Annotated in this window: 11 protein-coding genes; 3 read left to right on the top strand and 8 right to left on the bottom strand. The window is 71.1% G+C overall.

All coding sequences use genetic code 11. The features are described 5' to 3' along the window. Positions 1 to 102: 102 nt before the first annotated feature. The 7 genes from AB0J69_RS18230 to AB0J69_RS18200 all read right to left on the bottom strand — a co-directional run bounded on the left by AB0J69_RS18230 (position 103) and on the right by AB0J69_RS18200 (position 9,146). Positions 103 to 717, bottom strand: coding sequence for a TetR family transcriptional regulator (locus AB0J69_RS18230; RefSeq protein ID WP_364118233.1), 615 nt, complete (start codon positions 715 to 717; stop codon positions 103 to 105). 62 nt (positions 718 to 779) lie between these two features. Further along, a complete protein-coding gene (locus AB0J69_RS18225) occupies positions 780 to 2,816 on the bottom strand; it encodes an ABC transporter ATP-binding protein (protein WP_364118232.1) in 2,037 nt (678 codons plus the stop codon). 28 nt (positions 2,817 to 2,844) lie between these two features. Continuing rightward, positions 2,845 to 3,741, bottom strand: coding sequence for an ABC transporter permease (locus tag AB0J69_RS18220; protein WP_364118230.1), 897 nt, complete (start codon positions 3,739 to 3,741; stop codon positions 2,845 to 2,847). After that, positions 3,738 to 4,685: an ABC transporter permease gene (locus AB0J69_RS18215; RefSeq protein ID WP_364118228.1), complete on the bottom strand. Its 948-nt coding sequence runs from the start codon at positions 4,683 to 4,685 to the stop codon at positions 3,738 to 3,740. Before AB0J69_RS18215 ends, AB0J69_RS18220 begins: the two co-directional genes overlap by 4 nt. A 30-nt stretch (positions 4,686 to 4,715) precedes the next feature. Then, positions 4,716 to 6,614: an ABC transporter substrate-binding protein gene (locus AB0J69_RS18210; RefSeq protein ID WP_364118226.1), complete on the bottom strand. Its 1,899-nt coding sequence runs from the start codon at positions 6,612 to 6,614 to the stop codon at positions 4,716 to 4,718. A gap of 100 nt (positions 6,615 to 6,714) precedes the next feature. Further along, a complete protein-coding gene (locus tag AB0J69_RS18205; RefSeq protein WP_364118225.1) occupies positions 6,715 to 7,779 on the bottom strand; it encodes a membrane dipeptidase in 1,065 nt (354 codons plus the stop codon). After that, positions 7,776 to 9,146, bottom strand: coding sequence for an amidohydrolase family protein (locus AB0J69_RS18200; RefSeq protein WP_364118223.1), 1,371 nt, complete (start codon positions 9,144 to 9,146; stop codon positions 7,776 to 7,778). The genes AB0J69_RS18205 and AB0J69_RS18200 overlap by 4 nt, the downstream gene beginning before the upstream one ends. 152 nt (positions 9,147 to 9,298) lie before the next feature. Between AB0J69_RS18200 and AB0J69_RS18195 the strand changes: the two genes are divergently transcribed. After that, positions 9,299 to 10,066 carry an IclR family transcriptional regulator gene (locus AB0J69_RS18195; protein WP_364118221.1) on the top strand — a complete coding sequence of 256 codons (768 nt, stop codon included), beginning with the start codon at positions 9,299 to 9,301 and terminating at the stop codon, positions 10,064 to 10,066. Next, positions 10,059 to 11,039: a hypothetical protein gene (locus AB0J69_RS18190; protein WP_364118219.1), complete on the top strand. Its 981-nt coding sequence runs from the start codon at positions 10,059 to 10,061 to the stop codon at positions 11,037 to 11,039. Before AB0J69_RS18195 ends, AB0J69_RS18190 begins: the two co-directional genes overlap by 8 nt. Positions 11,040 to 11,046: 7 nt before the next feature. Here AB0J69_RS18190 and AB0J69_RS18185 read toward each other — a convergent pair whose 3' ends face one another. Further along, the gene (locus tag AB0J69_RS18185) at positions 11,047 to 11,481 is read right to left on the bottom strand and encodes an Lrp/AsnC family transcriptional regulator (RefSeq protein ID WP_364118372.1); all 435 of its coding nucleotides are present in this window, start codon (positions 11,479 to 11,481) and stop codon (positions 11,047 to 11,049) included. Positions 11,482 to 11,638: 157 nt separating this feature from the next. Between AB0J69_RS18185 and AB0J69_RS18180 the strand changes: the two genes are divergently transcribed. Further along, positions 11,639 to 12,511: a tryptophan 2,3-dioxygenase family protein gene (locus AB0J69_RS18180; protein WP_364118217.1), complete on the top strand. Its 873-nt coding sequence runs from the start codon at positions 11,639 to 11,641 to the stop codon at positions 12,509 to 12,511. The last annotated feature ends 8 nt before the right edge of the window (positions 12,512 to 12,519 follow it).

Raw genomic sequence — 12,519 nt, 5'->3', positions numbered from 1 at the left:
CTCGATTTTCTCGGGCAGCGACCGGCGCTCCGCGGGATTCGTGCGGACGCCGGCTCGACGGAAACGTTTACGGGACAGTCGGAAAGGACGTGACCGGGGCGGTCACGGGTTGGGCAGGCCGGCGGCGAGCTGGGAGAAGGCCTCGTCGACCAGGTCGGCCAGCTCCGGGCGGCCGCCCGCGGCGCTCCACCGGAGCATCGCCACCCGGAAGGCCGCCAGGGCCGCCGCGGTGGCCAGCTCCGGATAGCCGGTCGTGACGGGCTCGACACCGGTCCGGCGGGCGACGGCCTCCGTGACGACCCGCTCGGTCTCGGTGCCGCCGGCGACGAGCCGGGGGAGAAGCGATGGGTTCTGCTCGAACACCTTCAGCCGCAGCAGCCATTGCTCGCGCTGTTCCTGGACGTGCTCGGCCTCGCCCCGCGCCAGCAGCCGCAGCGCCTCCAGGACCGGTACGTCCGGGGGCATGGCCTCCAGCCTCTCGCGCAGCTCGGCGGCGGACGCCGGGCCCGGGCCGATGAGCGCGTCCTCCTTGGACGGGAAGTAGTTGAAGAACGTACGCGAGGAGACGTCCACCGCCTCGGCGATGTCCTCCACCGTGACCGCCGCCAGGCCGCGCTCGGCCACCAGCGTCAGGGCGGCATGCTCCAGCGCTGCGCGGGTCTCGAGCTTCTTCCGATCCCTCCGGCCGAGTTCGTCAGCGCTGTCCACAATGGTCACGATGCCAGAGTAGGGAAAAACTTTCAGACCCTGCAATGTTTCAGGGTCTGAAGTGCGGCAGATCACATACGCGACGGTACGGCGTCCTGCGGCTCCCTGAGCGGGAAGTGGCAGGCCGCCGAGTGCCCGGGATCGAACCCGAGCAGCACCGGCTCCTCCTCGGCGCACCGGGCCCGCGCCCGCGGGCACCGGGTGCGGAAGCGGCACCCCGAGGGCGGGTCGAGCGGGCTGGGCAGCTCCGAGCCGAGCTCCACCGGATCGGTGGCCTCTCCCGCGCCAGGATCCGGCTCCGGGATCGCGGCGATCAGGCTCGCGGTGTACGGGTGCACGGGACGGAGGTAGATGTCATCCGCCGACCCGATCTCGACGAGCTTGCCGAGGTACATCACCCCGACGGTGTCCGCCATGTACCGCACCACCGTCAGGTCATGAGAAATCACGACATAGGTGACCTCGTGCTTGGCCTGCAGCCGCTTCATCAGGTTGAGCACCTGCGACCGGATCGACACGTCCAGCGCGCTCACCGGCTCGTCGGCCACGATCACCCGCGGGTTGAGCGCGAGCGCCCTGGCCAGCGCGATGCGCTGACGCTGCCCGCCGGAGAACTCGTGCGGATGGCGCTCCAGCACGCTGTGCGGCAGCCCGACCTCGTCGAGCAGCTCCCTGATCGCCGCCACCTGCTCCTCGGCGGTGCCGATGCCCTGGGCCTCGAACGGCTCGCGCAGGATGGCGCCGACGCGCATGCGCGGGTCGAGCGCGTCCAGCGGATCCTGGAACATCATCTGCAGGTTGCGCCGATGCCGGCGCAAGCTCCGCCCGCGCAGCCCGTTCAGCTTGCCGCCGAGGGCCGTGACGCTGCCCGAGGAGGGCTGCTCCAGCGCGACGATCATCTTGGCCAGGGTGCTCTTGCCGCAGCCGCTCTCGCCGACCAGCCCGAAGGTCTGGCCGGGCCGGACCTCGAACGACACCCCGGACACGGCCTTGACGCTGCGCGCGGGGCCGAGCAGGGGGAAGCGGCGGGGCGCGCCGTACTCCTTGACGAGGTCGTCGACGGTCAGCACCGGCTCGGCCGCCCGCCCGTCCCGCGCCACCGCCGCCGTAGGACCGGTGACCGGCGCGAGCGGCCCGTCGACCGGGTGCCAGCAGGCCAGCAGGTGTCCCGGGCGCGACTCGGCGAGCGGGGGCGCCTCGCCCGCGCAGCGGTCGGTGGCGTGCGCGCAGCGGGCGGCGAAACGGCAGCCGGCCGGCGGGTCGGCCAGGTCGGGAGGGGCGCCGGGGATGGAGTAGAGGGTGTGCTCGCGCCGCTGGGTCAGCCGTGGCGTGCACGCCAGCAGCGCCTGCGTGTACGGGTGCCGCATCCCCGCGAAGAGCTCGCCGGTGGGCGCGCTCTCGACGATGCCGCCCCCGTACATGACGTTGACCCGGTCGGCCCAGCGCGCGATCACGCCCATGTCGTGGGTGATCAGCAGCATGGCCATCCCGAGGCGGTCCTTGAGGTCGTGCAGCAGCCGCAGGACCTGGGCCTGGACGGTCACGTCGAGCGCCGTCGTCGGCTCGTCGGCGATCAGCACCTTCGGCTCGCAGGACAGGGCCATGGCGATCATGACCCGCTGCCGCAGCCCGCCGGAGAGCTGGTGCGGGTGGTCGCCGAACCTCTCGGCGGGGCGGGCGATGCCGACCAGCGCGAGCATCTCGATCGCCCGCTCGCGCGCCTGCCTCGGGCTCGCGCCGAGGTGCAGCCTGATCGGCTCGGCGACCTGCTCGCCGATGGTCTTGGTGGGGTTGAGCGAGGTCATCGGATCCTGGAAGACCATGGCGATCTCGTTGCCGCGGATCCGCTGGTACTCCCGTTCGGGCAGGCCGACCAGCTCCCGGCCGTCGAGCTTGATCGAGCCCTCGGTGATCTGGCCGCCGGGCGGCAGCAGGCCCATGATCGACAGGCCGGTCATCGACTTCCCGCTGCCCGACTCGCCCACCAGCCCGAGGGTCTCGCCCGGGCGCAGCCGCAGGTCGACGGCCCTGACGACGTCGACCGCGGACCTCCTCAGCCGGATGCCGGCCGACAGGCGCTCGATGGCCAGAACGTCACCGTCGGGCATTACTTGCCCCTTTCCGTGCGGGCGGCCATCAGCGCCGCCTCAGCCGTACGTCGATCGAGTCGCGCAGCGCGTCCCCGACGAAGTTGAACGCCATGACGATCAGGACCAGGCAGCCCCCGACCGGGTAGATCAGCCACCAGGCGCCCTCGAACAGGTGGCTCACCCCGTCGGAGAGCTGCGTGCCCCATTCGACGTCGGGATAGTTGAGCCCGAACCCGAGGAAGCCCAGCAGCGAGACCGCGATGATCGCGTCGGCGACCTGAAAGGTGATGTTCACGATCACGACGCCCAGCGCGTTCGGGATCAGGTGCCGGGCGATGATCCGCGGCTTCGTCGCCCCCATCACGGTCGCGGCCGCGACGAACCCGCGCGAGCGCAGGGAGAGGACCTCGGCTCTGACCAGCCGGGCTGGGGCGAGCCAGGAGAACGCCCCCAGGATCAGGCTGAGCGACAGGACCGAGGAGCTGAACTGCGTCGCGGCGATGAGCACGATGAACAGGAAGGGGATCGACAGCAGCGTGTCGACCACGCGCATCATGATGCCGTCCACGATGCCGCCGGCCAGGCCCGCGACCGTCCCGTACAGCGTGCCGAACGCCGTGGCGATGAGCGCCGCGAACAGCCCGATCTGCAGCGACGCCTGGCCGCCCAGCATGATCCGCCCGAGCACGTCGAAGCCCTGCGCGTCGGTGCCGAGGGGATGGACGGCGTCCGGCGGCAGCAGGCTGCTGACCGGGTCGACGGCGATCTGCTCGGTGACGTACAGGTGGGGGCCGGCGAAGCAGAACAGGGCGAGCAGGACGATGATGCCCACGCCGATGACGGCGAGCCGGTTCTGCGCGAAGGAGCGCAGGGCGAGGCGCCATCCGCTGGTGACCCGAGGGGGTGCCGTGTGTGGTGCTGTGTGTGGTGCTGTGTCGGTCATGCGCGTTGTGTCCTCGGGTCGCTGACCGCCACGAGCAGGTCGGCCAGGAGGTTGCCCAGGACGGTCAGGGTGGCGGCGACCAGGGTGTAGCCGAGCAGGACCGGATAGTCCTGGTTGTTCAGGGCGTTGAAGAACAGCAGCCCCAGGCCCGGGTAGTTGAAGACCGACTCGACCACGAGGTTGCCCGCGAGCAACAGCGGGATCGTCATGCCGATCAGGGTCACCAGCGGCAGGCAGGCGTTGCGCAGCAGGTGACGGGTCAGGACCAGGCGCATCGACAGTCCTTTCGCCCGCGCCACCCTGATGTAGTCCTGCGCGAGCTGGTCCAGCGCCGCGGAGCGCTGGTACCGGGAGTACAGCGCGACCGTGATGCCGGTCAGCGTCAGCACCGGCAGCAGCATGGCGCGGGGCTCGGTGAAGATCACGAACGTGGAGCTCGACTGCGAGGCCTGCGCGGGCAGGACGCCCAGCCCCAGCGCGAAGACCTGGATCAGCAGCATCGCCAGCAGGAAGACGGGCATCGAGTAGGCGATGAAGGTGAGCGTGGTCAGCACGTTGTCGCCGATGCTGTTGCGCTTGACCGCCTGGAAGACGCCCAGCGGCACCGCGATGGCGATGGCCAGGACGAGGGCCACGCCGGCCAGCATCGCGGTCCGGCCGGCGTTCTCGGCCAGCAGCGCGTTCACGCTCTGGTTCAGCTTGTAGGAGTAACCGAGGTCACCCTCCAGGAGCCGGCCCAGGTAGGTGAAATACTGCACGAACAGCGACCGGTCGTAGCCGTGCTCCCGGTCGAAGGCGGCCACCGCTTCCGCGCTGGCCTGCACGCCGAGGATCGCGCGGCCGGGTGAGCCGGACATCCCGTGCAGCATGATGAAGGTGATCACCGAGACGCCCAGGACCACGATGGCCGACGTCGCCAGCCGGCGCAGCACGAACTGGATCACGCTGCCCCTCCTTCCTGTCGTTCTGTGGTGCTAGCGCAGGTACCAGTACTCCGGCGTCAGCACCGTGGTGGGCAGGGCGGCGAAGGTCTCCTGCGGGCCGGACAGCGTGTCCTTCCAGGCCCAGATGGTGTGGGCGGTCGGCAGCCAGAGCACGGGCAGCTCGGTCCGCAACCGCTCCATCTCGGCCTGGACGGCCTGGCGGTCCTCGCCGTGCACCGAGGCGCGGATCAGCTCGTCGGTCTCGGGGTCGTTGTAGGCGCCCACGTTGCCCGAGCCCTTGGAGTCGAAGGTGCCGGTCATGGTCGGGTACGGGGTGGTGCTGAAGCCGCCCCAGGTCGACATGGCCCACTCACCGGCCTTCGAGGGCGCCGCCGGCACGTTGTAGTTCTGGATCAGGAAGCTGAACGTCTTCGGCGCGACCGCGATCTCGATGCCCAGCTTGCGGGCCTCCGAGGAGAACGCCGTGCTGACCGCGCTGTGCAGCTGCGGCTCGCTGCGGTAGAAGAGGTTGAACCTGATCGTCTGGCCCTGCGGGATCCCCTCGCCGCACTCCGACGGCCCGGTGCCGGGACGCTCGCACGTCGTGGCGCCGTTCGGCACGACCTTCCACCCGTGATCCTCCAGCAGCTTGCGCGCGGCGGCCGGGTCGTAGGGGTACGGCGCGGTGGCGACGTTCTTCGGCGCGTACGGCGAGCTCGCCGGCGCCGTGCCGTAGCTTTCCGCGGCCGCGCCGTTGTACATGCCCTTGCTGGCGATGTAACCGGGCTGGTCGATGAGGTGCTGCAGCGCCTGCCTGACGTAGCGCTGACCGAGGATCTTGTCGACGTTGTCGGTCGTGTCCTTGAAGTTGAGCATGATGAAGTTGAAGCCCAGGCGGGGCGCGCCGTAGACGTGATAGCCGGCGGCCTTGAGCGCCTTCACCTGCCCCACGTGGCCCTGGTCCACCGTGGCCATCGTCAGGTTGCCGCTCAGGAGCTGGTTGAACTTCGCGGTCTCGGAGGTGAACGGCCGGAAGTTCAGCGTCTTGATGCGGGGCTTCTGCGGGCCGGAGTACGCCTCGTTGGCGCTCATCGCGTAGAAGTTCGTGGTCACGTCGAAGGCGCTCAGCCGGTACGGGCCGTTCACCGTCTGCCAGAGCGGGTTCGTGGCGAAGCCGGCCGGGTCCCGGGAGGCCTTGTCGAGGAAGGTGTAGATCGCCTCGGCGTTCTTCGGCTCACTGGCATCGAGGATCGGCCCGCCGGCCGACGCCCTGGCCCACTGCTTGGCCGGCAGCGGCACGACCGAGGTCAGCTCGTCGGCGGTGAACCACTCGGGGTTGTAGGCCTCCTCCAGCTTCAGCGTCACGGTGTCCGCCGAGGTCGCCTTCGCGCTGGTGACGTTGTCGGGGAACTGGCCGGGCGTGTAGCCGCCCCAGTTGGCGGCGTTCTTCCTCAGCGCGGCCTTGAGCAGGTCGATGAAGAAGACCACGTCGCCGGCCTCGACCGGGGAGCCGTCGGACCAGCTGTAGCCCGGCTTCAGCTTGATGGTCACCGTCTTGTTGCCGTCGGAGAACTCCGGCGGCTCGGCCAGGCTGAGCGCCGGGTTGACCTTGGGGCTGGCGCCTTCGGGGAACCAGTAGAGCGGCCGGTACATGAGCCGCTGGAACTGGTAGGTCACGTAGGTGGAGTTGAACGCGCCGGGCACGATCGGCAGCATGTAGTAGGGCCCGGCTCCGGGCTGCTGCGCGATGTCGATGGTGCCGCCGTCCTTGGGCGTGCCCGACTCCGCCGGCAGCTCGCCGAAGGTCTGGGACCCGGACTTGCGGGCGGCCTGGTCGCCGCCCGTGCCCTCGGCGCCGCCACTGCCGCTGCCACCGCTGCACGCCGCGAGCGGCAGGAGGGTGGCCAGCGTCGCCGCGATGAGCGCGCGCCGGCCGCGGACGCCGCTCATGGCCGCCTCACTGCGGCTCGAAATCCGGTGAATCGGTAGATGTCCACGTCGCCCGCTCCTGTTGCCGTATGCGGGGGGAAACGTCACGGCTCGGCGGCCGTCAGTCGCCCCAGACCGCCTTTGCGTAGGTGTAGAAGTTGAGGCCGAGGATCTTCTCGATCCTGGCCGACGAATAGCCGCGCTCCTCCAGCAGGCGCGCCAGCTCCCGGAACTGGTCGACCCCGCGCAGGTCGACGACGAACGGGAAGGTGTCGCTGCGCTCCCCGGCCGCGGAGGCCCCGGCCTGCCGGCGCAGCGCCACGTGCTCGGCGAGCCGGTCCCGGTAGGCGTCGAGGTCGTCGATGGCGGTGATCGTGCCGTCGGTGCCGATGCCCACGTGGTCCTCGCCGCACACGTTGACGGCGTGGACGATGTGCTCCACCACGTCAGAGGCGCGGGCGTGCCCGGAGGCGTTGAGGAACGGCATGAAATAGATGCCGACGAAACCGCCTCGCGAGGCGACCAGCCGCAGCTCCTCGTCGGTCTTGTTGCGCGGCAGGTCGACCAGCGCCCGGCAGCCCGTGTGGTTGATCGAGACGGGCTGACCGGACGCGCGCGCGGCCTCCAGGCAGGTCCGCTCGCCGCTGTGCGACAGGTCGACCATGACGCGCTGCTCGTTGAGCGCCGCCACGACCTCCCGCCCGAGCGGTGTCAGGCCCCGGTTGCCCGGCGCCATCGAGCCGTCGCCGACCTGGTTCGCCTGGTTGTAGGTCAGCTGGATGACCCGGACGCCCAGGCGGGCGAAGGTGGCGACGCGTTCGGGCCGGTCCTCGACCGCGGCGGCGTTCTGGAAGCCGTAGATGATGCCGATCTTGCCGGTGCGCTTGGCCTCGGCGATGTCCTCGGCCGTGTCGACGCGCACCAGGTGCTCGTGGTGGGCGCGGATGATCGCGTCCCAGGTCTCGATCTCCCGCAGGGTGTGCTGATAGGGCGGGAAGTCGCCCATCGTGTAGCCCAGGGTGACGTTGATCGCGGTCACGCCCGAGGCGTGCGCGTCGGCCAGCGTGCGCTCGTCGATGGTCAGCCGGTCGCTGGTCTGCACGAGCGTGCCGGCGGCCTCGGCGTTCGGGTTGTCCAGCACGCCGAGCGCGTTGACGACGATGTGACCGGAGATGTCGGCGGTCATGCCGGTGCCCCTTCCTCGATGCCTGCGGCGCGGGCCCGCTCGTGGTCGGCCCGCTCGTAGTCGGCCCGGTCGTGGCGCCGGCCGCGCTTGACCGTCGTGACGATCTGGCGCAGGTGGCCGATGTCCTCGTACGGGTCGGCGGCGACGACGAGCAGGTTGGCCAGCTTGCCGGCCTCGACGCTGCCCGTCGTGGCGCGCTGCCCCAGGGCGGCCGCCCCCGCGAGGGTGGCCGCGCGGACCGCCTCCCGGGGCGGCAGGCCCATCGCGTGGACGAGGTGGTCGAGCTCGTCGTGGAGCGAGGGGTAGGGGTCGCCCGGCGGGGTCTCGTAGTCGGTGCCGGCGCAGATCTCCACGCCCACGTGCCGGGCGCGGTCGATCAGCCGCCGCAGCACGTCCTGCGCCGTCCTGGCCGCGCCGGGCGGGCTGAGCGGGATCCTGGCCACCACGCTCGCCGTGGCGTCGAGGATGGTGCCGCGCCGCCGCATGTCGCCGAGCAGCGCGTCGATGGCGTCCACCGGCGCGTCCAGGAAGCGCTCGTAGGCCTCCGGGAGGTGGGCGCGCTGTCCCCGGTACGTCGCGGGCCGTACGCCCGCGAGCTGGTAGGCGAGCATGTGGACGTGTGACACCACGTCCACGCCGGCCGCCACGACGTCACCCGGCAGGGCGGGGAACACCGACGCGTGCGCCCACACCCGCATGCCCTGCCGGTGCGCCTCGGCGGTGATCCGGGCGATCGTCGGACCGTCGAGGTCGGCGTAGACCTTGACGGCCACGGCTCCGGTGCCCCGTGCCCGCGCGACGGCCAGTGTCAGGTCGGTGTTCTCGTCGATCGCCTGCATCCACGGTGCGGTGCCGGGCGTCGTGCCCTGGGTCACCTGCCACGTGCGGGGGTCGTCGAAGAAGCTCGGGCCGGCCATCAGCGCGGCGTTGTGGACGTCGGGGCCGGGGATCTCGCCGACCAGCGCGGCGCGCTCCAGGTCCGCCATCTGCCGCAGGTCGCCGGCCATCTCGCGGATCGCGGTGACGCCGCCGTACAGCTGGCGGCGCATCATCTCCTCGGCCCACTCGCGGTTGGGCGGGGTGGACAGGTGCTGGTGGGTGTCGATGAGGCCGGGCAACAGGAACGCCCCCGCCACGTCGACGACCTCGGCGCCGTCCAGGTCCGACGAGCCCAGCTCGGCGTCCGGCAGGACCGCCTTGATCATCGGCCCGTCGGTCACCACCGCCATCCCGCGGCGGACGGGCGCACCGGTCCCGTCGATCAACGACGCGTCGCGGTAGACCGTCACCTCTCCTGGCGCGGCGGGCGCGAAGGGGGTGGGCGCCGGGTCGTTGCCCGCGACCGGTCGTTCGTCTCTGTCGGTCATGGGGGTCGCTCGGTCTCCGTTCCAGAGCTTCGTCGAGGGGGAGTCTCGACTCGATCTGTTACATACAGCGTAACAAGTGTTGCAACACTAGCAACGTCTGATAACATGCGTCAAGCGTGGAATGATGGCGTCGACGACCGTGGAGGGGGACCTTGCCCAGACCGGCCAGCTCTGCCGTGGACAAAGCCCTGGACCTCATCGAGGCCGTCGTCCAGGCGAACCGCCCGCTGCGCCTCAGTGAGGTGGCGAACCTGGCGGGGATGCACCGCGCCACCGCCTACCGCATCCTGGTCGACCTGGTCCGCCGCGGCTGGATCATGCGCAGCCAGGATCACTACCTGCCCGGGACGATCGTCCTGCAGTTCTCCCAGGCCGCGACCGCCAACTCGCTCGTGGTCCTGAGCAGGCCGGTGCTCCAGGCGCTGTCCGACCAGACGGCGATGATGGTGAACCTGCAGGTCCTGGAGCCCGAGGGGGCGCGGGTGATCGACGTCGTGCGGCCACCGCGGCTGGCGATGATCACCGACCTGCTGGGGGAGCTGCTGCCCATCCACAAGTTCGCCGGCCCCATGGCGCTGGTCTCCGCGCTGGACGACACCGCGCAGGTCCCTTACCTGCGCGTCGCCGAGCAGCAGGGCGGCCCCGCGGTCGCCAGGGCCGAGCTGCTGAAGGACATCGACCTGACCCGGCGCACCGGCTTCGCGCTGGAGCGCGGGCGCAACGAGGAAGTGATCGCCTCGCTGAGCCGCGCGGTGCTCACCGGCAACGGGCGCCCGATCTGCGCCCTGACGATCGTCGGTCTCGACAGCGAATTCGACGACGCCACCCTGGCGAAGCTGAAAGACAGCCTCACCGCCGCCACGGACGAGCTGCAAGGCACCCTGAGCGGCACGACGACACCCGGAGTCGACCTTGATTGACACCGCAGTGAGCGGAGTTCTCGTCCTCGACCGGGATCAGACCAGGGCGGCCCTGCCGGCTGACGCGCTCCTCGCGGCGGTGCGCACCGCTCTTGTCGCCATCAGCCGCGGCGACGCCTCCGCCCCGCCCCGCGTCGCGGCCCGATCGCCGCACGGGCTGCTGGGCGCAATGCCGGGCTACGTGCCGCAGCTCGGGCTGGCCGCCAAGCTCGTGACCGTCTTCTCCGCCGTCACGGCGGGCGGGCACGGCGCCCACCGCGGCATCGTCGCCTACTTCGACGAGGAGAACGGCCGACCGCTGGCGGTCATGGACGCCGAGACGATCACCGCGCTGCGCACGGCGGCCACCGCTACCGCCGCCATGATCGCGCTCGCGCGGCCCGGGGCCCGCCGCGTCGCCGTGATCGGCACCGGGACGCAGGCCCGCGCCCAGCTCGGCCTCATCGCGGCCCTGGACTCGGCCCTGGACCCGGCGCTGGACTCCGTGCGGCCGGTGGTCGGAGCGCGTGACCGCGGCGCCGCGGAGCGCCTCGTCGCGGGGCTGCCCTCCGGGAGCGCGACCACTGTCGAAGAGGCGGTCAGGGGCGCGGACGTCGTCTTCTGCTGCACCTCGAGCCGGGAGCCGGTGGTTCGCCGGTCCTGGCTCGGCGGTGGCGCGCACCTCAGCTCGGTGGGTGGCTCCGACGGGCCGGAGTTCGGCGACGACACCCTGCGGGCGGCGTCGCTGTTCGTGGAGTGGCGGGGCGCCGTGACCGAGCCGCCGCCGGCCGGCGCCTGGGAGCTGCAGGCCGCCGACCCGGCCGACGCCCGCCTGATCGGCGCCGTGCTCGACGGCGCGCATCCGGGGCGGCGCTCGGCCGAGGAGCTGACGCTGTTCAAGTCCACCGGGCACGCCGCGCTCGACGTCGCGGCGGCATCGGTGGCCTACAGGGTGGCCCGCGAGCGCGGGCTGGGGCTCAGCGTCGACCTGTAGCCGTCGTTCAGTGGGTGGGTGCCGCGGTGACCGGCCTGTGGGCGAGGGGGCTCGAGAAGATCATGGTGCTCGACGGCTTCCCGTAGACCGCCAGGCGATCGATCAGGGCCTCGAACGCCGCCATCGACGGCACGGCGATCTTGAGGATGCTGCACACGTCACCGGTGACCCGGTGGATCTCCCGGATCTCCGGCCAGGCCGGCACCTCCGGATCGCGCAGCACGCAGGTCGGCCCGTAGCAGGTCAGCTGTACGAACGCGGACACCGCCCAGCCGACCCGGGCCGGATCCACCGTGGCGTGATAGCCGGTGATCACCCCGGTCTCCTCCAGGCGGCGGACCCGCTCGGCCACCGCGGGCGGTGACAGGTGGACCCGGCGCGACAGCTCGTTGAAGGAGAGCCGGGCGTTCTCCTGGAGCTCACGCAGCAGCTCCCAGTCCATGGCGTCCACCAGGGCCACCTTTCACTTGAAAATGGTATGACCGAAATAGATACCAGACATGAGGCTCTTCGCGAGAAAGGCCGTTGAACTGGCATTCCTCCCGGCCGTAGCACCGCACCATCATGAGGTGCCGATGAGCGAAGGGAGTGCGGCACACATGGAAACGACAGGACGGGTGCGTCCGAGCTCGGCCGGAGAGCGGGCCGAGCGGGCCAGGGCGAGCGGCGGGCTGCCGACCCTGGAATTTGAGCGGGAGATCCCCTACGACGCCTACGTCCGTACCGACATCTTGCACGACCTGCAGCGGCCGCTGAGCGACGCTCCGGGCGAGATGTCGTTCCTGGTGATCACCCAGGTGATGGAGCTCTACTTCAAGCTCATCGCCTACGAGCTGCTCTCCGTCCGGGAGTCGCTGCGGGCCGACCGGGTGCCGGACGCGGTCGGGGCGCTGCGCCGTACGGCCCTGCACCTGGAGGGCCTGAACGCCAGCTGGAACGGCCTGCGCTGGATGACGCCCGCGGACTTCAACAGGTTCCGTGACCTGCTCGGGGAGGCGTCGGGGCTGCAGTCGGGCATGTACCGGCTGGTGGAGTTCAGGCTGGGGTTGAAGAACGAGGCGCTGCTGCGGCCGTTCAAGGGCGCGGCGATGAGCGAGCGCCTGCACCGTGCGTTCGCCGAGCCGAGCGTCTGGGACGCCGCCACCGCGCTGCTCGCCCGGCACGGCCACGACCTCCCGGACACCGTGCTCGACCGGGACTTCGGCACCGAGTACGAGCCGGACGAGGCGGTCGAGCGCGCCTGGGTGGAGGTCTACCGCGACGACGCGCCGGGTGGCCTGCGGGCGCTCGGCGACGCGCTGGCCGAGGTCTCCGAGCGGTTCGGGGACTGGCGATACGCCCATGTGGCGGCGGTGCGCAGGTCGATGGGCGCCAAACCGGGCAGCGGTGGCTCCAACGGCCTGGCCTGGCTGGAGCGCAGCATGGCCAGGGTGGTCTTCCCCGAGCTCTGGTCCGCCCGTACCCACATGTGAGGAGACGC

It is taken from the genome of Nonomuraea sp. NPDC049709, assembly GCF_040674815.1.
In the GTDB taxonomy this organism is placed as follows: Bacteria; Actinomycetota; Actinomycetes; order Streptosporangiales; family Streptosporangiaceae; genus Nonomuraea.
Note: the sequence above shows the minus strand (reverse complement) of the source record. Positions and strands in the feature narration are given on the sequence as shown.

Bases quoted from the DNA above. Each gene is read 5' to 3' on its own strand.
- AB0J69_RS18220 (WP_364118230.1), bottom strand. From the start codon at position 3,741: ATGACCGACACAGCACCACACACAGCACCACACACGGCACCCCCTCGG.
- AB0J69_RS18205 (WP_364118225.1), bottom strand. From the start codon at position 7,779: ATGACCGCCGACATCTCCGGTCACATCGTCGTCAACGCGCTCGGCGTG.
- AB0J69_RS18180 (WP_364118217.1), top strand. From the start codon at position 11,639: ATGGAAACGACAGGACGGGTGCGTCCGAGCTCGGCCGGAGAGCGGGCC.
- AB0J69_RS18210 (WP_364118226.1), bottom strand. From the start codon at position 6,614: ATGAGCGGCGTCCGCGGCCGGCGCGCGCTCATCGCGGCGACGCTGGCC.
- AB0J69_RS18225 (WP_364118232.1), bottom strand. From the start codon at position 2,816: ATGCCCGACGGTGACGTTCTGGCCATCGAGCGCCTGTCGGCCGGCATC.
- AB0J69_RS18185 (WP_364118372.1), bottom strand. From the start codon at position 11,481: ATGGACTGGGAGCTGCTGCGTGAGCTCCAGGAGAACGCCCGGCTCTCC.
- AB0J69_RS18200 (WP_364118223.1), bottom strand. From the start codon at position 9,146: ATGACCGACAGAGACGAACGACCGGTCGCGGGCAACGACCCGGCGCCC.